Raw genomic sequence first — 23,792 nt, forward strand, 5'->3', positions numbered from 1 at the left:
GAACGCCATGAAACGAATTCGCAGAGACCATAAAGTCCGTAATTTTCATCAAGCCAAATGGGATGAGCCGGTTATATTTGAGCTTCACCGTCAGGGTGAGCGAGGGGTTATTCCGCCAGGAACGGAGGCTGCCATTGCAGCTGAGGTGGGAGACGGCATTGGACGTATACCTTCTTCTATGAAGCGAAAATCAGCGCCGGCTTTACCCGAGATCGGTCAAGCCAAAGTACTTCGGCATTATTTGCGCCTGTCCCAGGAGACTCTTGGCTCCGATATGAATGTTGAGATCGGACAAGGCACTTGTACGATGAAGTATATTCCGCGCATCAACGAAATGCTTATCCGTACGCCCCATATGATGGAGCTTCATCCCTTGCAGGACGCAGATTCTGTTCAGGGCATGCTGGAGATTTTCTATAAGCTGGACCTTGCCATGCGTGAGATCAGCGGGATGGATGCCTTCTCGTTCCAACCGAGCAGCGGCACGCAAGCCTTGCTTGCGATGGCATCCATCGTTCGTGCTTATCATGATTCGCGAGGTGAGGGAGATCAGCGGGATGAGATCATTACGACGATTTTCTCCCACCCCTCCCAAGCTGCGACAGCTGCGGTCAAGGGCTACAAAATCATAACGCTGCACCCAGACGAAGACGGCTTCCCGGATCTAGAGAAGCTGAAGAGTGTAATCTCCGAGCGAACAGCTGGTTTTGTCGTTGCGAACCCGGAGGACACTGGCATCTATAACCACCGCATTCGCGAGTTTACCGACATTGTTCACGAAGCGGGTGGAGTCTGCTTCTACGATCAGGCCAACGCAAACGGCCTGCTTGGCATCACGAGAGCGAAAGAAGCGGGCTTTGACATGTGCTTCTTCAATCTGCATAAGACGTTTGCGGCTCCTCATATGTGCGGCGGTCCGGCTACGGGTGCTCTTGGTGTAAGCGAGGAACTGAAACGTTTCTTACCTGGACCGCTCGTAGATTACGACGGAAGCCGTTATGTTCTGAAGAATCAGACGGGAGACAGCATTGGTAAAGTTCGCAGCTTCCATGGGGTTGCACAGACTGTACTGCGTTCCTACGCTTGGATTATGAGCCTCGGTCCAGACGGACTGAAGGATGTCGCCCAAATTGCGGTTCTGAACAACAATTATCTTTATCACAAAATCCTGCAAATCCGCGGTGCAAGCGCACCTTATATCAAAGGACGCCGCCTTGAGCAGGTTCGCTACAGTTGGAAGCAGCTTACAGATGAAACAGGTGTCACGACAGAGGATATTACTCGCCGCATGTGTGATTTCGGCCTGCATTACTGGACGTCTCATCATCCATATATCGTGAAGCAGCCGTTTACTTTGGAGCCGACAGAGTCTTATTCCAAAGAGGATCTGGACGAATACATCCATGCGCTGGAGCATATCTCGAATGAAGCCTACACACAGCCGGAAATTGTGCGGTCAGCTCCGCATAACAGCACCGTTCACCGGAACGATGAATCGTCCTTAGATGATCCGAAGCAGTGGTGCATTACTTGGCGTGCGTATTTGAAAAAGACTCAACCGGTATAAATCGATCTATCATTATCATCTATAATTATTGTTGAACAGAGAGGCTCCGTGAGGGGTCTTTTCTGTTTGTAAGTATGAGGGACAAACTCTAAACACAAAAAGTGGAATCCAATATTTTAATAAGGGATCCCACTTTATTCATTTGTGAATTTAATTGTAGAAAAATCATTGCTTTCTCATAGCTTCTGAAATTATTGTGAAATCCGTTAGATCAATTTCAAAGTGTCCCATGCGAAAGCGATATCCCCAATTTCGGTTTCCCTTGGTGAAACTCATTCTCTCCAAGAGGGAATGGGCGGGAGCCTCCGTACACTCATAATAATCTATGTTGCGTCGATATGGAATGAAGGATTCACTCATAGGATACTCGTACACTTCGTCATCTCTCACTTGTCCAATTGCTGTAAATGCCTGTAAAGGTTCACCGCCGTTTAAATCCGTTTTTGGGGAATAATAGATTAGCCAATCTCCCTGTCTCATTCGCTTTAAGGGAGCGGCTTTTCCGTGACACAATTGTGCAAAGCCGCCTTCTACTCCTCTCATGACGTGCGATTTAGAAACGACTCCGATCCAATAACGAAGATTATTATTTTCCATATAAATCACACAGCCTCGAGTTCAATTTTTCTGGCCAACTGGACAAGTGATTGGGCCGTAGAGGGATACGTTGTGAAATTTCTCCTCCGATTTGTGGCCCTAAAGTTTCAGCATTTGGACCGGTAATGGTCATCGTGTGAGTTACCCTCGTACCGTTTTCTTTCGAATCGATGTCATGTGAGAAACTAATACTGATGCCGGCCGCAGGCATATGTGTTATGTCTGAAAAAGACCGTAAAGGCTTTACTTCCACGATCATGTATGCCAGCGCATCCCGCCCTTTCGGCTGTAATGGTTTCCGCCTTTGCATCGGTTGTAACGCTGTGATCGAATTTCCACATTTTAATTGCTCCTCTTTTTATGGTTAGTCAGCTGTAAATTATTGGCTGGCGGTACCAATTTTGATAGTCTTGAGATAATTCTCCTTTTCTGATGTAGGATTCTCCTACTTGAAGTGAGAATATGTTCATTATAACAACCTGCTCATGACAACGTATTGTCAGGAGCAAGACGGAGGCTTTTTTCATGAAACGTTCTGATCGTATGCTTGCAATTCTTCTGGAACTACAGAGAAAAGGGGTAGTGCGTGCCGAAGATTTGGCAAGCCGCTTCGAAATGAGCATCCGTACGGTGTACCGTGATATGGAGGCCCTCTCGATTTCAGGCATACCACTGCGCTCTACACCAGGTATTGGGTATGAGCTCATGGAAGGGTTCTTTCTACCGCCGATTCAATTGACGGCTCTAGAGGCGTCCATGCTGTTACTCGGGAGCGACTATGTAGCTACTACTTTTGACAGCACATATGCTGAAGTTGCACATGCAGCACAAGAGAAAATAGAGGCAATTATGCCTGAAAAGCAACGGATACAGGTTCAACAGCTGCGTGACAGTATTCATCTTCTGAACTTGGACGAAGCTTTTCATGCCCCGAACATCACGGAATCCGATCAAGAAATATTAGGGCTTGTACGCAGAGCCGTTTTGGAACAACGTGAGCTCTCTTTTACGTATAGAAGCCGCCGATCTTCCCCTTATGCATCCGAAGAACCCTCGTGTACACGAAACGCTCATCCTTACGGACTCGTTCATCTGAGAGGAATCTGGTACTTCGTGGGTCATTGCACCATGCGCAATGAATTGCGTCAATTTCGTTTGGAACGTATGGAGTCTGTTACTCTGTTGACAAGTACCTTTGAGCGTCCCTCCGAATTTCGGATGAGTGAGTATGAGCCAGAACAAAACTTTCTAGTAGAAGTGACCGTATCGTTCGCAAAAGAGGCAGCTTCTTGGGTTCGAGAAAATCCCTCTTTCTATTTAACAAATTTGGAGGAACGAGAGGACGATGTCCTTGCGACGCTGCATTGTCGAAATGAAAAAGATATTCTGCAATGGGTACTCAGTTGGGGGCGTTACGCACGCGTGTTACAGCCACAATCGTTGCGCGAGAGCATCAAAGATCACGCAGCGTTCCTTGTCGATGCTTATCGGGAACCGGAACCTTCTAAATTCAGCAAATAGGGGACCTGCAATTAATTGAGAGTTTTGAATCATGAATTCCTTGGGAAAAGCAGGAATCGGCGAGTTAATCGATAATATAATATAAAAAGACAAATACCGCCCATTTTCGACAAGGAGTGTATGGACATGATGCATCCGCATACGGAACTGCGATACATTGATGACAAGATCGGTTTCGGGGTTTTCGCTACCCGACTCATTCCCAAAGGGACAATTACTTGGGCGCTCGATGATTTGGATCAAATTCTGGAGCCAGAAGCGGTTCAGGCGCTCGAGGAAGATAGGAAGAAACTAGTTCTGAAGTACTCCTACCGCAATCAGGATGGGAAGTACATACTTTGTTGGGATAATGGTCGTTATGTGAACCACAGCTTCCATGCTAACTGTATTGGAACGGCGTATGAGATTGAAATCGCGGTTCGTGACATTCATCCTGGGGAGCAGTTAACCGACGATTACGGCTCGCTGAATGTGGATGAACCGTTTGAGTGCTTCCCGGAGGAAGGGACCAACCGAACGCGGGTGATGCCCGGCGATTTGCAGCAATACGCTTATGTATGGGATGCTCAGGCGTTAGATGCTTTCCAGCACTACTATGAGGTCGTACAGCCACTGGCGCATCTCATTCGCCCGGAATTTCAAGATAAAGTAGAAATCGCTGCCAAAGAGCAGCGATTGGTGGATTCCATTCGAGCCATTCATTTTGACCGTGATTCCAAGAATGTTGTCAAATGAGGAGCACGCTTCATTAAGTCTTGGAAAAATTCACGCTGCAGCGTGATAAAGACAACTGGTGTTAGTGTGTGAATGGTAGCAGTTCGGGGAATGTTGCGAAGTAACGCCACTTCCCCAAAGAAATCGCCATCGGACAGCACGGCAAGCCGATCATTGGTTCCGGTGCTGTTCTTTTTCAATACTTCGACCTTGCCCCTTACAATAATGTAAAACTTATCCCCCAGATCACCTTCGTCGATGATCGTCCGCTCTTTGGCATAGGATTCCGTCACGAAAAAGTGGGAGATATCCCGTAATAACGATTCATCCATTTCTGAAAAAATCGGAAATAGCTTCAGCCGCCCCGAACTAATCTCTACGTGATAGCCGTCCTCGCTAATGTCGAAGCCAGTCTGCTTTGTCCACGATTGCTTATAACGTCCTTCCGGCAGCTTGAGTAATTCCTGGTGACTGCCTTGTTCGGCAATTTCGCCTTGATTCAGCACATAGATACAATCAGCATGCTCAGCCGATGCGAGACGGTGGGTCACGGATATGACGGTTCTAGTGGCCGTTATGTGTTGTAACGTCTTGTTGATGGCTGCCTCTGTGGACGGGTCAAGTGCCGAGGTCGCTTCATCCAGGATAAGAATGGCCGGGTTGCGAATGATGGCACGGGCGATCGCGACGCGCTGCCGCTGACCGCCGGATAGACGTCCACCCCGCTCGCCTACATCCGTATCGTACCCATCTGGAAGGCTCACGATGAAATCGTGGATTTCGGCTAAGCGTGCTGCCTCCATCACTTCCTCGTCGCTAGCTTCGGGCTTGCCGAGACGAATATTTTCACGTATGGAGGATCGGAAGAGGAAACTTTCCTGAAACACGATCCCGATTTGAGAACGGAGCGATTGCAGCGCAATTTGACGGATGTCGGTCCCATCGTAGCGCACGGAGCCCATCTGCGGATCATAGAAGCGCATCAGCAAGTTAATAATCGTGCTTTTACCGGAACCGCTGGCTCCAACAAATGCAGCAAAGGTGCCTTTGGGAATCGTAAGGCTGATGCCGTTCAAACTGCGCTGCTCTGGGCTATAAGCGAACGTGACGTTGCGAAATTCAATGTCGCGTTCAAAATGCGGCAGATGATCGGCTTGTTCGTTGCTGGGAACGCTCGGCTGCTCATCGAGCAGCTCACGGACCCGCTGCATACCGGATGTCGCTTCAATAAATTGAGGTGCAAGCCAGGTTATAGCCGCAACCAAGTAGCTGAGGCTTAGTAGAATCGCGCTGAAGGCGAGCAGTGAACCGATAGAGAGGATGCCGAAGTAAGCTAGCATCGATCCCACACAAATCGTCATCAAGTTCAAAATCATCGTGCCCAAATTGGTCGTACGGTCGATCAGGAAATTTAAAAAACTGGATTGGGTTGATAACTTCCCGTATTGCAGCATACGATCGGCAAAGCGTCCAATCATTAACGGTTGAAGCCCGAACGCTTTAATGACCGGTTGAGCACTCACATTTTCCTGTACAGCAGTGGCGATGCTGGCCTGCTCTTCTTTTAACTGATAACTGGCATCATAAGCCTTATGACCGAATAATTTCGGGCCAATTAGACAGAGCGGCAATCCAATCACCGCAAGCAGCGCAAGCTGCCATTGCAGGACGAATAGCACCGCTACGTTCAAAATAAGCCCTAGTATGGATAAAAGCGCGTAGGGGATGAGCTTGATAAACGTATCAATGGAAATGAGATCATTATTGAACCTAGAAACGATGTCGCCTCCGCCCATTCGATGGAAGAAGTCGGTAGAGAGGCTCTGCAGCTTCTCAAAGAGCTGCTTATAGTAATTCGTTACGATGCGGGAGCCGAGACCAGCGAACATGCGATCACGGTACATGCCCACAACGACAGAAGCGAGTGCGCCGGAAACCATCAATGATAGAATCAGTAGAAGCAGGTTATACTGCTGCGGAACGATGGCCAAATCAATAATGAATTTGTAACTGAGCGGTATGAACGTTTCGAAGGCCAGCTCAACAAGGAGAGCGGCAAGCAGAAGTGCAGTCTGCAGTTTGTACTGAAGGAAAGAGGAAAAGAGCAGACGGACAAAGGAAAACATGTATAACCTCCCAGGACTAAAGAACCATTTCCTTTATTTTAACATCAGGTTTGGATTTGGTGTATAGCCCAGACATTCATATTCCGTAAATCAATCCATGATATGATATTGGAAATGTACAGATCCGTGATATATGATGAGAGTAGAAAGGATCGTGACCGGGAATGTCAGAAGAACGTTTAGCTGTATTAGAAGTACATATCGATCAGGCTGGTTATGATGAGGTGCCAGATATTGTTAAAAATGTTCACTTTGATGTTCGACAAGGTGAACTGGTGGGTCTATTAGGTCCAAATGGAGCTGGGAAGAGCACGACAATTAAGAGCATCCTTGGTTTATTGAAGGATTTCAAGGGCAAAATCTCCTTTATGGGTGAACGAAAAAGCTATGGTTACATTCCGGAGCATCCGATTCTGTATGATGAGTTGACGTTGTGGGAGCATATGGAATTTGCTGCTTCCGTCTACGATCTGGATCGAACGGTTTTCCTAGAGCGTGCAGATGATCTCTTGCATCGGTTCCGATTGTTAGATGAAAAGCATCAACTGCCTGGGAAATTTTCCAAAGGGATGCAGCAGAAAATTATGCTAATCCTCGGCTTTTTGAATAAACCAGATGTGTATATTGTAGACGAGCCTTTCATTGGATTGGATCCGAAAGCGATTAAAGATTTCTTAGGGATGTTGGATGAGGAACGCAAACGCGGTGCAGGTATTCTGATGAGTACCCATGTGTTAGATACAGCAGAACGGATTTGCAGTTCATTTGTGCTTCTTTCAGGTGGCAGATTAGTAGCTAATGGAACACTGCAGGATATTCAGCTGCAATGCGGCATGCCTGACGCGCCATTGTTCGACTGCTTCCATTCCTTACTATGAAGGGGGACAATGGGTTGAAGAGCAGCTTTCAGGTTTTCACACGAAGAGTGCGTTCGGATTGGCATTTCCAGTATCGGGCTTTGCGAATGGCTGTGGATTGGGTTATTGCGATTTATTTTGTCATTCCACTGATGATTGTGGCTGGTTATCAATATTACTCTTGGTGGGCGACTCAGCCATCTTGGTTTAGTTGGATATCGATGTTTATGATTACGGCGGTCTTCTATGTATTCACATGGCTGGGAACCATTCGATACTTTGTTGAGGAAGGGGACCAGCTTTTCCTCCGACAGAACCAGAAATGGTTCCGGCATCTTATGCTGCTCGGCTATAGATACTCTCTTGTATTGCAGGGAATCACGACGTTGATATTGATGCTCGTATTTCTTCCTTTATTAGTTCAAATGTATTCCTATAGCGTGTTACAAGTTATTTGTTTATGGCTGCTTACCTATTTGCTGAAAATTAACTTAGGCTTGCTTCGTCAACTACTTACACTTCGTTTAAATGGCATTGTGCTTTGGTTGTTGCGGATTGTGGTTTTTGTAGGTCTATTCTTCTTGTATCAAGTGTTAGTTACGGAGGTTAGTCATAACATTTCCTATAGTTGTGCGGCTATTCTTCTTTTTCTAGTGCTGGTAGTTTTCTTAAGCAAAATACGGCTGCAAGAGAAAGGGGCTTTCTTCGCTGATATCGCCAGAGAAAGAGATTCGCGGATGCGAATTGTCTCTCTGATGTTAATTCGTGTTGTCGAGCGGAAAAGAAAACCGACACGGAAGTATCCTCTTTTATTCGGGAAATCGCAGCGCTTGTTCAAAGGGAAAGGTGCTAGCAACGGAATCGCTGATTTATTAACGAAATCCTTTTTTAGAAATGGTACACAGTGGAAACAAACGATACAGTTCGTCGCTGTGATCAGTGCAGCTATGTTTATTTTGCCGGGAGCCCTTAAAATTACGGTCTGGATCATTGCTGCATGCCTATTGGCATTTTGGAGAAAATCATTCTGTAAAGATGAATTAACAGCTCCGTTTTTGACTCTTTTTCCAATACAGGACACAGCTAAACATCAAGCTCTCCAATCTGCAATTCCTATCCTTGTGCTGCCGGCGCTGATCTTAATTAGCCTATGTATGGGGATCTCTTTCTTCACCTGGTGGGGACCTGTACTGATGGTCGGTGCAGCAATTCCGTTAGCCTATGGAACTTCTTCTGTATTTACAAGTTGGTATTGAGTAGGGGAGTTATACTTTAAGGTATGTAAGAGATCAAATAAGCCCAGTGCCGTATTTGGCACTGGGCTTGTTTGATCATGAACTTATTTGACTAGAGCATTGTACACATTCGCTTCACCTGCGCCGTATAAAGCATCATTACCGGTTGGGCCGTAATCGATTGCTGTTTTTTCGATTAACGCGGCTACTTGAGCAGGGTTCAATTCTGGATGAGCCGCTTTAATGACGCCTGCAATGCCAGCCACTTTCGGAGCTGCCATGGATGTACCGTGGAGCAGCGCATAGCTATGCAGGTTAGAAGTGAAGTACGAAGGCAAATAAGTAGGCCATGTGCTTAGTGCGCGATAATGGAAATCCCGTTGGTTCAAATCCAGAGTAGCAGCATATACGGGCCCATTGTCGCCGCCTGGTGCTGCTACATCGATTTGATTTGACCCATAATTGGAGTAAAATGCGATACTGTTCGTCGACCACTTGTTCGAGGAAGAAACATTGATGACACCATTGATTTGGCCAGGTGTTTCTGTTGTTTTCCCTTTAAATACGACGCCAGGGGAGCCGTAGGTAGCGTTTAGATAAGCGGTCATCGCTTTGTTATCGCGTAGGTTGAGGCCTTCATTACCAGCTGCCGTTACCACCGTTACATTATGGTTCACAGCATATTGAATGGCACGTTTCCAAAGCAAAATGTCAGCAACATCCGAATATTTGGTTCCATCTACATAATACTTTTGGGAGTCAAATCCGCCGATCGACATGTTAATGACGTCAACCTTATCGTTCGCCGCCTGAATGATAGCAGCTACAATCCAGGCCGTAGGCGCACCTTGTCCGCCGGGGAATACGCGGTAGGAGCGAATGCCAAGATTTGGGCCGACCCCTCTTACTTTGCCGTTCCCGGCAATCGATCCAGCCACATGCGTTCCGTGTCCTTCGCGGTCCAGTAGATCGTTAGGATCACCGGTTTCACTGGTATCTGTTCCTGCGGGTACAAAGTTCATGCCTCCGAGGAAATTAGCTTTTAAGTCGGGATGATTGGCATCAATACCGCTATCGATAACGCCAACAACGGCCTTATGTGTGCCGCCTGTGCCGCCGGTTTCAATCGCAAACGAAGCTCCGTCATTCGTCACTTTCTTAATGTCCCACTGATAATCCCAGTAGCTGCTCGTTGCTTCCGGCTGGGGAATATCTGTAACTGGTTGACTGTCAGCTGCGGAGGGATCTACGGTACCATCGCTTAGCTTATGTACCATCTGAACGTTGGCAGCAGCAATATCTTTGAATGCCTGCAGCTTGGTCATAAATTCGGTGCTGGACGAACGTACCTCCAGTCCACCAATCTCAGGAATGGCCCGAACAACTTGCCCGCCTGCCGCTTGAATCATTGCAGCATAACCAGTCGGAAGCTGGTTCGAGAATGCGATTACATAGGTTTTGGCTGAAACTGTTGTTCCACCTGTACTGCTCTTTGATGCTGCCATTGCAGATATGCCGCCACCCATTACTGTTGAGACAGCCAAGATGCTGGATACGACCAGGGTTGTCCACTTACGCTTCATAATAGCCCTCCTTCAATTTAAGAGAAATTGCCGTTCTAATAAATTGTAAGTGACAGAATAGATTAATAACATGGGTTGGTCGAACCAAATGTGATGTCGATTCCATTCTTTTTTTGACGAATGGTCAATTTAATCTATATTAGCAAAGGTCCATATCACTTTTGTTTGAAACTTAAGCGAAATGACGTTTCATTCGGACTAGAATCAAACGTGACGTCTCCATTATTTTTGGTCATAATTTGCTTACATATGGCTAGTCCAAGACCGGTGCCATCTTTTTTGTTTGTCACAAAAGGAATGAATAGGGAGTCTTTTATCTCAGGGGGGATTTCAGGTCCATTGTTGGAAATGATAATTAAGAATTCATCTTCTTCCAGCCTGGAAGCGATCATTAAACTTTTCTCGCCTTCCTTTTCTGACAAAGCGTCTAAGCTATTATTCAGAATATTTGAAAGAACCTGTTGAATGGCAATTTTTTGAACCTCGAGCTTAATGTCTTCCCCTTGCTGAAAAATTAACTCAATATTATCGTTTACCAATCTAGGCGAAATCAATGCTAGGACGTTGTCGATGATAGATGTAGAAGACACCTCATCAAATCTTTCCTCGATGGTATCCTTTTTTGAAAAACTGAGGAATCCTGCGATCTGCATTTGAATGTTCAGAAGTTCACTTTCAATCGTATCCAGGTATGAGTTGATTTTTTGGTAATTTTGAATCGATATTTGGTTGCGTAAGATTTTTAAAAAACCAAGTATGGCTGTCAGTGGATTTCTGATTTCATGCGCCATGCTTGCCGCCATCTTCCCGATAATCGTCAGGCGAGCTTCATGCAGCTCCGTGATCGTCTTTTCTTGCCCCGACAGCAGCTCTTTGGTAACGGTATTGTATTGATGGAGAAAATGTCTTTCATATAAGCTGACCCGAGCAATGATTTTCCTAGTCAGACTCATGGGAATCGTTTTTCCTCTAGGGTTTTCTTGAATGAACCATAAAATGGCATCAATCCACAGTTGACCGCTATGCACAACATGGCTAATAGAAACATTTCTCATCAAAAACAGCTTTTGGGACTCAGGGATTGCTAGGAAGAGAGAATGCTCTGCCGCGGGAATATGAAGGTCTGACATGAATTTATAGAAGACATCCGCATCTTTTTTCAGAACTTTTCTGTCATATTCAGGATAACTATGAATGAACTCACGAACCCACTTCGCAATAATCTGATTTTTATATTTTTTTATGATCATCAGGTGCTTCTCATCGGTCATCTCGTTTGCTCCCTAAAGAAGATATTCTTTATTAGGGTTCGACGAAATTGGAACAGTTCCTGTTCCTTCGTGTTTATTTTAGTTGGGAAGCACACAAGTGAGGAGCGTGCTAAGTATTTTTCCCATACATGTTGACTTAACTTGGTTCAAGGTATATATTTATCTTAAATTAAAGATGTTTAAATCAAAGATATTTTTGGAAGGTGATTATAATGCCCATTCAACTTGATGATGCTCACGAGACTTCCCTTAAGTTGTTTGTTGTTCTTTCCAAGGCTTACAAAGCGATCACCGAACAAGCTGTTAAGGATGCGAAACAATACGGTGTGTCATCTTCAGAATTTATGATTCTCGAAGTGTTATATGCGAAGGGGAAAATTCCTCTGCAGCAAATTGGAGAGAAAATATTAATTACAAGCGGCAGTATAACCTACAATATCGACAAACTGGAGAAGAAGGATCTTTTAAGACGAGTGCCTTCAAATGAAGACCGTAGGGTGATCTATGCTGAAATAACGGACGCTGGAAATGAATTGTTTAATCGGATCTTTCCCGAACATGCCGCTAAAATCCATTCTTTAATGAATGCTGTTACGCAAGAGGAGCAGCAAGTGGCGATTGAACTGCTTAAGAAATTGGGAAAAGGAGTGCTGGAGGGGTAGGCTGGACGCATGAGATAAAATTAAAATTTAGGAGGTTGTTCAATATGCAAGCACGAGTGTACACACCTGCCATGCAGGGAATTGGTGAATTTGACGGTGGGAAAATCAAAGAACAAAAGCCAATCGGCTTTCCAGGCGAAGGATCGGTTATCAAGCGAGTGGGTCCCTTATTTTATTGGGCATGGGCCACTTCAAGTGCCGAAGCCATGATCGGCCTGCATCCTCATCAAGGCTTTGAGATTATGACTTATGTGGTAAAAGGCAGTGCCTTTCATGGGGATACCTTGGGTACTGACAGCACAGTGGGTGCAGGCGGGGCGCAGGTCATGCAAACAGGCTCTGGTGTTAGTCATCAAGAAAAGATAAGTGCCGATGCGGAGCTTTTTCAAATTTGGTTTGAACCTGAATTGACGGAAGCTGTTCGGAGAAAGCCAACCTATCGCCAGTATGAGCATGAAGAATTTCCACAAGTAAGCCATGCAGCAGGATATAAAGTGAAAACGGTAATTGGTATAGATGCTCCCGTACAATTGGTTACTGATATTGAAATGTGGGATGTTGAAGTAAATAGCGGCGCCCATTATCAACATAAGATTGATGCCGGTTATTCATTAACGGCTTTAGTCATACGCGGGCAGGGAACATGGGGTGAGTCAGGGACATCGAAGCAACCTGTACAGTTTCATCATAAAGATTTCATCCTTGCAGCTGCTGAATCAGAGACAGAGGTAGTAATTACGAACCCGGATGAAGAGATAATGCGGCTGATCCTCATCAAGGTCCCAACAACAGTGCCTTATCCACTCTATCGTAAAAGATAATTGTGCCTGGGCTATTAGACCCATAAATTGTGAATAAAAATCCTCTCCACCTTCTTTGATGAAAAAGCACAGCGAGCGATACTGCTCAGGCTGTGCTTTTTTTGGCGAACCCGCGCTTAGTTCAGCACTGTCGCCATATGCTCGGTCGTGATCGCCCAATGCGAGGCAGTCCAGTACTTCTCTTTATTTTTGATGTAGATGATTTGCGGTGATGCGTGCTTGCCACCAAGATCTTCGGCGATTTGGTTCGATACCGGACGGGATTCGATTACCTTCACGAGGACATAATCGACATCTCTATTCGGATTGTCTTGCAAATGTTGATTATATTCTTCTAAAGCGTTGGAACTAATCGGGCAAGCTGTGCTATGTTTCAGCACCACTTGTCCGCGTTCGACGGAACGTTCCACCACGGTGTTCCATTCTTCGAGCGTCGTGATTTCTTTCCAATTCATGTGAGTCACCTCCCTCCCAACATAATTTAAGTCTTCAAGATATTTCTCGCAATCGAGCGCGGCCATACAGCCGCTACCCGCCGCGGTAATCGCCTGACGGTATCTGTGATCCTGCACGTCGCCACAAGAGAATACACCAGGAATGCTCGTCTCAGATGTACCGGGTTTAACGATCAGGTAGCCGAGCTCGTCGGTTTCGAGCTGTCCGCCGAGGAAATCGGTGTTCGGCTTATGGCCGATCGCAACGAAAATGCTGTCGGTTTCGAGAATTTCTTCGGCACCCGTTGCGTTAACCTTTACTTTCAGGCCGATTATGATGGATTTGTATGTTGTCATTGTGATTGCTCCCTTATCTAATCGTTTACATGCTTACGCTTGCCCGCTGGCTAGTTCATAGTTGTTCAGACAATAAGTCACGAGGATTTGACTTTTATCTAATTTGAACTTGATGACCCTACGGACTCTTGCAATTGCCTTGACTCCCGGCGTCGCCGATTCATGAATACCAAGGACAATGCAATTACCGTGAGGATAATCCCAAGCACTTGAAATCCCTCGAAGCTGAACTTATTTCCCATTACGATGCCAATCAACAATGAAGAGAGAATTGTTCCCAGGTATCTTGATGTATTAAATAATCCGGATGCTACACCGATTATTTCTTTTGGAGAACTTTTGAACAAGGCTGCTTGCAAACCGACATTGTTCAACCCGTTGCTAATACCGAATGCTGCTAAAGCCAAACACACACTGATAACCGGTGAAGTTTGATTCAATGTCACGATCCACACTGACCCGAGTGTCATCAGAATTGCGGACACCAGCAATGCCGGCCTGGGTCCTGATTTATCGATCCATCGTCCTGCTATTGGAGAAGTAACTAGCGAGCATAAGCCTAAGCTTAGCATGAGAATCCCTGTATAGAACTCGCTGACATGACGTACCGTTTGCAAGTAGGACGGGAGCCCGAAAAAGAGCGAGTAAAAAAGTACGTTAACGAGCATGAATTCGACATTGACCCAAGTCATCGCAGGATATTTAGCAAATGTGCGCAAAGGAATAAAGGGTGACTTCGCTTTTAACTCATGTCGTACGAAAGCAACGAGTAGCACGAGGCCTATCAGCCCGACAATAACATTACTTAATGAGATTTGCCCAGATGATTTTGCTGACAGTAAGGAGGTGAGCAGGGCAACCAGACCTACTGTGAATAGCAGGATCCCTGACGCATCAATCAAAGCAAACCATTTACGAAAGGACATGCTCCGTGCAACGGATGTTGACGGTTCGTCCTTAGGAATATTCTGCCAAGATAATAGAAAGCTCACCAACACGAACGGAATATTGACGAAAAAGATAGCAGGCCAGCCCCACCAGTGAATGATGACCCCGCCAATAAAGGGTCCAATTGCTGCCGCTCCGGATAGGAATATGGATAAAACAGACAGCGCAGTCGCTTGTTTATCCGTAATATGAATTCGCACAATGGCCATTCCAACCGCAACCATCATGCTTGTTCCGATGGATTGCACAATGCGGAATACGATGAGCCACCCAAAGTTTGGCGATAGTGGAGCTAATAATGATGCAATGAAGGCTACAACAAGCCCGGTAAGAAATATCTTCCTACGACCGAATAAATCGCTGGCCTTTCCCATGACGGGTTGAGCGACGCTACTCGCAATGTAAAAAGAAAAAATAATCCAGGAAACACCTGTAAAGTCAAGTTGGAACACATTTTGCAGCCTTGGAATAGCAACTGAAACCATGGAAGAATTTAATGGGTTCAGCAGTATCCCAAGGCCAACGGAAATCATCAACCACCAGCTGCGAGCATTCATTTTTGGTCACCCCTCTAAGTGTATTGATGTCATCGTACTTGAAATCAATTATTTATTCCAACGCATTTTATGTTATGATTTCATTGACTTGAAGGAATGAATTGAGGTGCGAAAATGGAACTTCTTCAACTGCAATATTTTCTCGCGGTAGCTCGATTGGAACATGTGACCGAAGCTGCACGAAGTCTGCACGTTACGCAATCGTCATTAAGCAAAACGATTCAACGCTTGGAGGAGGATCTAGGGGTCCCTCTATTCGATCGAACAGGGAGGAAGCTGCGCTTGAATGAGTTCGGAGGCAGATTCCTTCGGCGTGCGGAAAGGGCTTTGTTTGAATTGGAACAGGGGAAGCAGGAGCTTAGCGATTTATCCAGCCATGAACATGGCACACTCGAATTGGCGGTGACCACGGCAAGCACGTTGCCAAGTATCCTTCGAGAGTTTCGGAAAAAGCGGCCCGATATCCAATTTCATGTGCAAATGCTAACCACGAATGAAATGGTTACGCTTCTTCATAGAGGAGAGGTCGATTACTGCTTGTCCTCACCTCCTATACAAGGGGATGACATTGAATGTCAAATCGTGTTCATTGACCCGATCCTTGTAGCTGTTCCAAAGGGGCATCGGCTGGTAGACCGAGGCAGCGTATCTTTGACAGAACTAAGGGATGAATGGTTTGTCGGTGTAAAGAGAGGTTATGGTACTCGCGATCTAGTGGACTCTATATGCAAATCGGCTGGATTTGCACCTAAATATGTGTATGAGGGAGATGAACCTGCAAGGCTAAGCGCTCTGGTGGAAGCAGAAATTGGCATAGCCTTCATACCAAGCACGGCAAGGTCTTCACTGGAACATATCAAATATCTCCAAGTAGAGAATCACGAATTGGTACGGGAGATCGCTTTATTATGGCACAGGAGTCGGTACATTTCGCGGGCTGCTCTGGAATTCCGTGAGGTAGTTGTAGAATATTTTGGGTCGATATCCAAACTGACAATTTAGTCATGCTGCACCACTAATACAACGATTAACGCAAGAATCAATCCTTCGGCAGGTGCTGAAGGATTATGAAATAAATTGTTTCATTGGGAACAAATGTTTGGTATTCTTTTATGTAGAATAAGGTTGAGCATAGGAGATTTGAATAGATGGATAAGAAAAATCGTGATTTATCAGACACAATTCATAGTGACCTACTAGCTACCAAGAATCTCGTCTATAACGTGTGCGGGTTTGATTGCTCTCGACCGCTTTTAGAAGCTCAAAATGCTGAATATGGGGCCTATTTATTTCATTTAGATTCTCTCTCCATTAGATTTCGTGTCGCTAAAATCACGCCTACAAAGGTGGGGCAGTTTGTGACACTATGGCATAGAATTGGAGATGGAACGATCCAACCGTATGACGTATCAGATCCAGTCGATTTCTTCGTAATTAGTACCCGCAATGGGAATAACTTTGGCCAATTTGTATTTCCAAAGCAGGTTCTATTCAATCAAAATATAGTATCAAATCAAGGTGAAGGCGGTAAACGAGCAATACGAGTGTACCCACCGTGGGACAAGACTATAAGCCGCCAAGCTCAAAAAACTCAGAAATGGCAGTTGGACTATTTCCTAGAGACACCTATAAATGAACCAATAGACTGTGATCGTGCTCGCTTGCTCTACGGCCTCGAATCATTCATGTAAGCCAATACGTATACTTTCAGGTTTTTCAGAATCTCAAAATTTGCGAAACAAAAGACGACTCTTTTCCATCTTTCGAATGGAAGGAGCCGCCTTTTATTTTACATACACGTTTTTTGCTCCATTTAATAGCGGAATAATAGAAAGAGACCCACAACAGAGGTTGCGAGTCTTAAGTATTTATATATTGAAAAGGGGGCGAGTAGCGGTTTTTATTCTTGTTTGCTACCTTTATTTTTATCGTGTCCGTTGCCGTTCCCTTTTTCGCCACCTTTGTGTTGGCTATCGTTCTTTTTCTCTTTTGCTTTATCAGATTTATTCATATGCTGGTTGTCTTCATCCTTCTTCGTATGATCTGATTTTGTTACCAAGCTTTCCTGTTTCTTTTGGTCCGAGACAGGCTCGTTTGAAACTGGTGTTGAAGCTGGTGTGGGAACTTGAGATGGAACCAGTGAAGCAACTGGGGGCTGCTCTACCTTAGCTGTTACGTTCTCATTCATCTGCCCCAGCTTCTCTTTTTTCTCGATTTTGGACAGTTTTTTATCCAGATGAGCAAACGCCTTTTCTATATTTTTCATTAAAGCCAGTTGGGCGTTCGGATTTCCCACTTTTTCCAAAGCGGAGGACAAGGCTACAATATTGTGTTGTAAATCGGCCTTTACCTTCAATACCTGCTCCGGATTTTTCACTTCTTTTACAGGATTGATCACATCTTCGGCTTCCGTTTGCTCGGGATCTGCTGTTTGCTCACTGCCCTGCTTCGCTGCGGCTGTTGTTGCAGTTTCTTTTTGTGTTGAATCCTCATCTTTAGTAGCCGCTTGTGTCATAGTCTCTACTTGTGTAGTCTTTACGGTTATCGATATTCCAGAAGCCTGATCTGTTTTTTGAACAGCACTTTGCTGAGTTTCCAGCGACTTCTGGAGAGATAGATTCGCCTCTTTCGTTTTTCCTTGAGCCAATAAGACGTTCGCTTCCACAAGTCGCTCTTGGGCAAATGCGGTAAGTAGTCGCGCCTCTTTCACGTCATTGACAGTTAGGGCCAATCGAATGTTTTCGTACATTGTTTTTACAAAGTAGAAGAAGTCTCCTGGCAAAAGATCTGGAGTCTCTGTTTTGGATTCATTCGAAGTCGTGCCTGCTTGTGAGGAGGAAGCCGTATTCTGGGTGACGCTCACGGATGCGGGATTGGACGACGGTGTTGTTGTTGTTGTTGTAATCTCCGATGCTAAAACGCTACCGGTACCCACGCTAAAAACGAGTATGCTGATCATGAAGCTTTTGGCAAGAAGGTAGGAGCGTTTGGGTTCTTTTGTTAACTTTACTATCATGATTATGACCACCTTTTGAAAATGTTCTAGCTGCAGCTGATACTAAGTAATACGAGACCCAAACGTATTTTCTGGGGGCAGATAGGATTACGAACGTGGGATCAACGTATTTCCCAAAAGTTCAATGAACACTTTTTGTTGGTGTATAATATAGCTTTGACGTAGATAATATGTTCGATGAAGCTCGTTACGCTCTTGTACAATAACCAGGATCATGATAATTTTATAAGTTCTAAGCAGAGAATATTGAATTTAATATCCCGGCCCCTTTGATATGATGATGACAAGAACAACAACAGATAAATGAAAGGGGCATTCACATTTGAAAAAGCTAAGCCAAACAGTAGTAAGCGCTCTCGTAGTTGGTGGTTTATTGGCGGGATGTTCAACGCAAAGTGATGGCGGAAATACGTCGTCAGCAGTACCCAACCAAACGGATAATGCTGTAAAAAAAGAAGAGAAAGTAAAGCTTACGTTCTGGAGAAACTCGGGGAATGATACGGAAAATGCAGCCTATGACAAGCTTGTTGCTTCCTTCATGCAAAAGTATCCGAACATCTCTGTAGAAATGACACCGATTCCGTATTCGGATTATGACACGAAATTACGAGTTTCCATCGCTTCAGGCAGCCCGCCGGATATTATGGCGTTAGATGCTCCTACGGTAGGCTCGTACGCAAATGCCGGTGCTCTGAAGCCTTTGACCACATACTTCAAGACTGACGGGAATATCGATGATGTTCCTAAATCAACACTTGCGACTTACACGTATCAAAATGAAATTTATATGGCGCCATTAACGGAATCTTCGATTGCCATGTTCTACAACAAAAAGATGTTTCAAGCGAAGGGCATTCCGCTTCCTTCCAAAAATCCGGATGAGCCATGGACATGGGATCAGGTTTTGGATGCTGCAAAGAAAATCAATGATCCAGCAAATGGCATCTTTGGTATAGATCCTGCACAGGGCTTCGGGAACGCGGGAGGTACAGCCTACTTCAAGTATCCGATCATCTGGCAGCTTGGCGGGGAGATTATGAGTCCTGACGGTAAAACGTCGAAAGGTTTTTTGGATTCACCTCAAACGAAGAAAGCCGTTCAATTCTTCTCAGATCTTTATAATAAAGATAAAGTATCTGCTCTGGAGTATCCGCCGGATCCATTCCCGAACGGTAAATTGGGCATTACGATTGACGGTTCATGGTCTCTGGCGAATCTGAAAGAGAAGTTCCCGAATTTCAAGCTTGGCGAAGACTATGACATTGCACCTTTGCCTAAAGGAACTGCACAAGCGGTAGCGAATGGCAGCTGGGCGCTGGGCATTTCATCGAAGAGCAAGCATCCAGATGAAGCTTGGAAGTTCGTCAACTGGGTAACTGGTGAGGAAGGACAAAAGACCTATGCCGGTATGACCAAAGATATTCCATCCCGTTACTCTTCAGCGAAGACTTTCCCGGAATTGAACGAGTATCCGAAGAACATCTTCGTCATTCAAAATCAGAAGTACGGCAGACCGCGTCCGATTACGCCGATCTTCCCGCAAATGTCTGATGCTGTGAATAAAATGTTTGAAGATGTCACCATCGGCAAACGGAATATTGATGCATCCATTGCAGAAGCGATTACGACCATCGATAAGGCTTATGCGGATGTGCAGGCGCAGCAGAAAAAGTAGGGTTGAGAAGATCATAGAGACGAATCATTTCGATGATCGTCTCTTTGTCGTTGTTTCCTAAGAAGGTTGACGTGTATGATAAATAGATGGTGTGATGATTGGATAAGAAACGGGGGATTTCATGTTTTTTTCATTGAGGAGCCGTCTGATGGCTGTTTTCTCTATTCTGCTAATCCTCCCTTTTGCGGCACTCGCTTATATTCTTAGTGAGGAAGCGACGAAAACGATTAAAGCGTCGATTGAATCTTCAACCGCTCAAACCATCGAACAATTTGCTTCGCATGTCGTGACTTTGCTTACTCAGGTTGAGGATACGGGCAATCAGGTCGTGAGCAGCCGAACGACGCAGGAATGGCTTACCGTTCATTTGAATCCGGATAATACGATTCAGGAGCGTGTTCTTACGAAGCAGAGATTGCGAGAGTATTTTTCTTCGTATGCAGTTAACAACTCTAATGGCATTTCGATCAGCGCTTTTGCCGAGGATGCTGGAGGATTGTGGACGCAAGATAGAACCTATAAAAATAGCGAGTGGTTTACGGCATTTATGACCGCCAACAAGCGCTGGACAACAGCGCATAAAGATATTGATCAGTCGGACGAATTCATGAGAGCAAGATCGATTAACAGCTTTCTTTTTCCACTGGTGCAGCTGCAGTCGTTAAAGAATGTCGGGTTTATTAAAGTCAATTACCCCACTACCTTGCTTCGAAATGCGATTGAGAAGATTCGGGTCGGGAAGACTGGGAAAGTGATTTTGCTAACGAGTGAAGGAAATAGTGTGCTGGATCAAAATATGTCAGAGGATCGGGACATTCTAAGGAGTGGCCTTGAGCAAATCGATAAACGATTCGAGGAAGAGACTAGCGGGATTTTCCCTATAGAGGATAAAGGGAGTACGAATCTGCTCTTTTTCCGCAAATTGCCTGCTCAAAATTGGACCATTGTAGGCACCGTTCCCGAAGGAGAATTGTACGAGAAGATCACTCATATCAGGCAAACGATGCTTTTGGTTACCGCCCTTTTGCTTATTGTAGCCATGCTGACGGCCTTCTGGTTGTCCGCAGGCATTACCAAACCGCTTAGTGTGATGGGCAAAGCAATGAAGCATGTACAGCGCGGCGAATTTAATCAGGCTCTGCATATGATGCCGAAAGTCAGGGAAGGACATAGTGAAGTAGGCTATGTGACGGGGGTTTTCGAGCAAATGACGCACAGGCTGAGATATTTGATCGAAACCGAATTCGAAACGAATTTACGTAGAAAGAATGCCGAATATAAGGCGCTGCTGCTGCAAATTAACCCACATTTCTATAATAATACACTTGAAATTATTAGCGGTCTGGCGGCTATGAAGCGGGAAGACCTAGTGATGGACGCCACCGAGGCATTAGGCAAAATGATGAGGTATTCGCTGAACCTGAACAGCGATCTGGTCCGAGTAGCCGAGGAAATGAGCTATATTCGGGACTATTTATTCATTCTCTATTTGAGACATGAAGAGCGATTGCAAGTCGTGATCGAGGAAGATCCCGCGGCAGATGATGTCATGATTGCCAAGTTCATTATTCAGCCCCTTGTGGAAAATGCAGTTAAGTATAGTCTGGAGAAGGCCGGCGTTGCACAGGTTACATTGCGGACTCTGGTACAAGACGAAAGACTGCTGATCTGCGTCAAAGATAACGGAATTGGCATGTCCCCCGAGTTGGTACAAGATTTACTGGCAGAGATTAAGACGGGTGATTCCGTTACCATTCTTAGCAGCGAGGGCCAAAGTATCGGACTTCGCAATGTTTTATCACGATGTCGGTTGAATTATGGGGAGCAATTTCACTTAGGCTTACAATCCAGGTTGGGCGAAGGGACGGAATTGACCTTGTACCTTCCGCTGTTAAGGAGCTGACAACATAGATGTATAGAATTATGCTGATTGATGACGAAGTCGGTGTACGAAACAGTATTAAAGCCAAAATCGATTGGAAATCCGCCGGATTCGAAATTGAATTCGAAGCAGCTAATGGTCTGGAAGCCATGCAGCTTCTTAGTGAGCAGCCGTTGCCCGATGTTGTGATTACGGATGTCCGAATGCCGCAAATGGACGGTATAGCGTTCATCAAAGCTAGTAAGGAGAAGTTCCCCCATCTTCGTATCATCGTGCTTTCGGGCTACTCGGATTTTGAATATATGAAGGCGGCCATCCAGTTGGGCGTGAAAGATTATTTGCTAAAGCCTGTGGTGCGCAGCGAATTAACGGCACTCCTTGCCAAACTGTCCGAAGAGTTGGAAGATGACCGTAATCGAATACGCGAACAAGACCAGGAGGAAATGAAGAATCATCAACAGCTTCAGCTGATGCAGGAGCAATTAATTTGGCAGCTGGTGAAGGATGAATGGTTTAGTGTATCAACCGTGAAAGAACGGATGCAGCAATTACAGCTGTCTTCTTTGACCATAGATGATGTACATGCGCAGTTTGTGACGGTGGAGATGAGAATTCCACAAGGACGTTTGGACGATTGGAGTGAGCGGAAAGACTTACTCTATCTGGCATTCCAGATGATTTGCCGGGAGTCTGCTGAAAACTGGGAGCAGGTTTATCCTTTTTATTCCATTAGTCATCCTGCCATGATACACTTTCTGATCCTTATTCAAGATCCTGAGCAGCATGATCGTTTCATGGATGACTTCGTGCGCAAGCTCAAGCGGAATATCAAAAGCTACCTGAGAGTTGAGAGTGTAGTCGGCATAGGTGAGTCCATCACCGGGCTGAGGCAGCTGAAGGATGGTTACGCATCGAGCATGCTGGCTTGGAGCCAAAGCACGATCCAATCAGACAAGGCTGAGCCAAACCGGAATATGCTGGCATTAACACACGCGTTTTCACCGGAAGTAGAGAGAAAGCTGATGCAAACCATTGAAAATCTGGATATGCCTGCATTTACTAAGCAGCTGCATACCATTTTCTCCGCTGATCGAGACACGCCGATGTTTGTATTTACCTTTTTGACGCTCCGGATTATTTTGCTGTTTAATGCCATAGCCAAGAAGTTCGAACTTGGTGATGCTTCGCTGCAAAGCTATCTATGGAACTGTCAGATGACAGTGAGAGACTATTCCTCAAGGGAGCAAGTGTTGGAGCAGCTTCATGAAATGGCGCAATTGGTGATGAATGAAGTGAGGAAAACGAGGTTCTCCAGTGGTCAGCAAATAATCGAAGCGATTCGTAACTATGTGGATGAGAACTTCTCCTATGAGCTCACGTTGGCTTCTCTTGCGGACATGTTTCATCTTAACGAGACCTATTTGTCCGGCTTGTTTAAGACGAGCGTGGGCGTTACTTTTAGTGATTATGTCACGAAATTGCGTCTAAGTAAGGCCACGGTGCTGCTGGAAGAAAATGAACTGAAGCTTACGGATATTGCTACGCTGGTTGGCTACTCCAGTTCGAGTTACTTTAGCACAGCTTTCAAAAAATATTATGGCAAAGGACCAAAGGAGTATCGGGAAGAACTACTAAGTAAAAAAGTATAGTAGCTTGCTTACATATGTTGATGCAGATTTGAATGGGGCTGTTCCAAAAGGTCAATTAGACCATGAGGGCAGCCTATTTCTATTTAGCGCTTATGGAAAAGATAGCTACTTAGAGGAATAAGAGCCTTTTGGAGCTTCTATTTGCGTAGAAAGTGGCTAATGGAGCGGAATAAGAGCCTTTAGAGGCTCTTATTTGTCGTTGATATGGTGAAAAGATAGCTACTTGGAGGAATAAGAGCCTTTTGGAGCTTCTATTTGCGCAGAAAGTGGCTAATGGAGCGGAATAAGAGCCTTTAGAGGCTCTCATTTGTCGTTGATAG

20 protein-coding genes and 1 pseudogene are annotated in these 23,792 nt (G+C 45.3%); 12 read left to right on the plus strand and 9 right to left on the minus strand.

From position 1 onward, the window contains the following. The first annotated feature begins 7 nt into the window (after nt 1–7). Nucleotides 8–1,567 carry an aminomethyl-transferring glycine dehydrogenase subunit GcvPB gene (gene gcvPB / locus AC58UU_RS17095; RefSeq protein ID WP_497317551.1) on the plus strand — a complete coding sequence of 520 codons (1,560 nt, stop codon included), beginning with the start codon at nt 8–10 and terminating at the stop codon, nt 1,565–1,567. Nucleotides 1,568–1,732: 165 nt separating this feature from the next. Here the strand turns inward: gcvPB and AC58UU_RS17100 are convergent, their stop codons facing one another. Together AC58UU_RS17100 and AC58UU_RS17105 are read right to left on the minus strand one after the other, a co-directional pair. After that, nucleotides 1,733–2,164 carry an EVE domain-containing protein gene (locus AC58UU_RS17100; RefSeq protein ID WP_497317553.1) on the minus strand — a complete coding sequence of 144 codons (432 nt, stop codon included), beginning with the start codon at nt 2,162–2,164 and terminating at the stop codon, nt 1,733–1,735. Between the two features lie 185 nt (nt 2,165–2,349). Then, a complete protein-coding gene (locus AC58UU_RS17105) occupies nt 2,350–2,505 on the minus strand; it encodes a hypothetical protein (RefSeq protein ID WP_497317555.1) in 156 nt (51 codons plus the stop codon). 184 nt (nt 2,506–2,689) lie between these two features. On the opposite strand from AC58UU_RS17105, the gene AC58UU_RS17110 reads away from it, so the two are divergent. Together AC58UU_RS17110 and AC58UU_RS17115 are read left to right on the plus strand one after the other, a co-directional pair. Then, nucleotides 2,690–3,685: a helix-turn-helix transcriptional regulator gene (locus AC58UU_RS17110; protein ID WP_497317557.1), complete on the plus strand. Its 996-nt coding sequence runs from the start codon at nt 2,690–2,692 to the stop codon at nt 3,683–3,685. A gap of 126 nt (nt 3,686–3,811) precedes the next feature. After that, complete coding sequence (locus AC58UU_RS17115) at nt 3,812–4,420, plus strand: SET domain-containing protein (RefSeq protein ID WP_497317559.1); 609 nt, start codon at nt 3,812–3,814, stop codon at nt 4,418–4,420. On the opposite strand, the gene AC58UU_RS17120 is transcribed toward AC58UU_RS17115, so the two are convergent. Continuing rightward, nucleotides 4,384–6,525 (minus strand): ATP-binding cassette domain-containing protein, encoded by a 2,142-nt coding sequence (locus AC58UU_RS17120; RefSeq protein WP_497317561.1) that lies wholly within the window; start codon nt 6,523–6,525, stop codon nt 4,384–4,386. The two genes, AC58UU_RS17115 and AC58UU_RS17120, sit on opposite strands and share 37 nt — an antisense overlap. 164 nt (nt 6,526–6,689) lie before the next feature. Between AC58UU_RS17120 and AC58UU_RS17125 the strand changes: the two genes are divergently transcribed. Both AC58UU_RS17125 and AC58UU_RS17130 read left to right on the plus strand, forming a co-directional pair. Beyond that, nucleotides 6,690–7,403, plus strand: a complete 714-nt coding sequence (locus AC58UU_RS17125; protein ID WP_497317563.1) for an ABC transporter ATP-binding protein — start codon at nt 6,690–6,692, stop codon at nt 7,401–7,403. Between the two features lie 14 nt (nt 7,404–7,417). Then, nucleotides 7,418–8,638: an ABC transporter permease gene (locus AC58UU_RS17130; protein ID WP_497317565.1), complete on the plus strand. Its 1,221-nt coding sequence runs from the start codon at nt 7,418–7,420 to the stop codon at nt 8,636–8,638. 83 nt (nt 8,639–8,721) lie between these two features. On the opposite strand, the gene AC58UU_RS17135 is transcribed toward AC58UU_RS17130, so the two are convergent. Continuing rightward, the gene (locus tag AC58UU_RS17135; RefSeq protein ID WP_497317567.1) at nt 8,722–10,200 is read right to left on the minus strand and encodes a S8 family serine peptidase; all 1,479 of its coding nucleotides are present in this window, start codon (nt 10,198–10,200) and stop codon (nt 8,722–8,724) included. Nucleotides 10,201–10,355: 155 nt separating this feature from the next. Continuing rightward, nucleotides 10,356–11,471: a sensor histidine kinase gene (locus AC58UU_RS17140; RefSeq protein WP_497317569.1), complete on the minus strand. Its 1,116-nt coding sequence runs from the start codon at nt 11,469–11,471 to the stop codon at nt 10,356–10,358. Between the two features lie 212 nt (nt 11,472–11,683). On the opposite strand from AC58UU_RS17140, the gene AC58UU_RS17145 reads away from it, so the two are divergent. Together AC58UU_RS17145 and AC58UU_RS17150 are read left to right on the plus strand one after the other, a co-directional pair. After that, complete coding sequence (locus AC58UU_RS17145; RefSeq protein WP_497317571.1) at nt 11,684–12,133, plus strand: MarR family winged helix-turn-helix transcriptional regulator; 450 nt, start codon at nt 11,684–11,686, stop codon at nt 12,131–12,133. 44 nt (nt 12,134–12,177) lie between these two features. Further along, a complete protein-coding gene (locus AC58UU_RS17150) occupies nt 12,178–12,954 on the plus strand; it encodes a pirin family protein (protein WP_497317573.1) in 777 nt (258 codons plus the stop codon). Between the two features lie 116 nt (nt 12,955–13,070). Here the strand turns inward: AC58UU_RS17150 and ytxJ are convergent, their stop codons facing one another. The 3 genes and pseudogenes from ytxJ to AC58UU_RS17165 all read right to left on the minus strand — a co-directional run bounded on the left by ytxJ (nt 13,071) and on the right by AC58UU_RS17165 (nt 15,250). After that, nucleotides 13,071–13,409 carry a bacillithiol system redox-active protein YtxJ gene (gene ytxJ / locus AC58UU_RS17155; protein ID WP_497317835.1) on the minus strand — a complete coding sequence of 113 codons (339 nt, stop codon included), beginning with the start codon at nt 13,407–13,409 and terminating at the stop codon, nt 13,071–13,073. Nucleotides 13,410–13,442: 33 nt separating this feature from the next. Next, nucleotides 13,443–13,721 (minus strand): annotated as a pseudogene (locus tag AC58UU_RS17160) (FAD-dependent oxidoreductase); the annotation flags it as partial. 122 nt (nt 13,722–13,843) lie between these two features. Next, entirely contained in the window at nt 13,844–15,250 is a 1,407-nt protein-coding gene (locus AC58UU_RS17165) for an MFS transporter (RefSeq protein WP_497317575.1), read from the minus strand. A gap of 114 nt (nt 15,251–15,364) precedes the next feature. Between AC58UU_RS17165 and AC58UU_RS17170 the strand changes: the two genes are divergently transcribed. Together AC58UU_RS17170 and AC58UU_RS17175 are read left to right on the plus strand one after the other, a co-directional pair. Then, nucleotides 15,365–16,252, plus strand: a complete 888-nt coding sequence (locus tag AC58UU_RS17170; protein ID WP_497317577.1) for a LysR family transcriptional regulator — start codon at nt 15,365–15,367, stop codon at nt 16,250–16,252. Nucleotides 16,253–16,398: 146 nt separating this feature from the next. Next, nucleotides 16,399–16,941: a MepB family protein gene (locus AC58UU_RS17175; protein ID WP_497317579.1), complete on the plus strand. Its 543-nt coding sequence runs from the start codon at nt 16,399–16,401 to the stop codon at nt 16,939–16,941. 209 nt (nt 16,942–17,150) lie between these two features. Here AC58UU_RS17175 and AC58UU_RS17180 read toward each other — a convergent pair whose 3' ends face one another. Beyond that, nucleotides 17,151–18,266, minus strand: a complete 1,116-nt coding sequence (locus AC58UU_RS17180; protein ID WP_497317580.1) for a DUF5667 domain-containing protein — start codon at nt 18,264–18,266, stop codon at nt 17,151–17,153. 322 nt (nt 18,267–18,588) lie between these two features. Between AC58UU_RS17180 and AC58UU_RS17185 the strand changes: the two genes are divergently transcribed. From AC58UU_RS17185 to AC58UU_RS17195, 3 genes are all read left to right on the plus strand, one after another. Then, nucleotides 18,589–19,941: an ABC transporter substrate-binding protein gene (locus AC58UU_RS17185; protein WP_497317582.1), complete on the plus strand. Its 1,353-nt coding sequence runs from the start codon at nt 18,589–18,591 to the stop codon at nt 19,939–19,941. Between the two features lie 148 nt (nt 19,942–20,089). Further along, a complete protein-coding gene (locus AC58UU_RS17190) occupies nt 20,090–21,844 on the plus strand; it encodes a sensor histidine kinase (protein ID WP_497317584.1) in 1,755 nt (584 codons plus the stop codon). Between the two features lie 8 nt (nt 21,845–21,852). Further along, on the plus strand, nt 21,853–23,472 hold the full coding sequence (locus tag AC58UU_RS17195) for a response regulator transcription factor (RefSeq protein WP_497317586.1): 1,620 nt from the start codon (nt 21,853–21,855) through the stop codon (nt 23,470–23,472). The last annotated feature ends 320 nt before the right edge of the window (nt 23,473–23,792 follow it).

It is taken from the genome of Paenibacillus sp. JT22N1, from assembly GCF_059692155.1.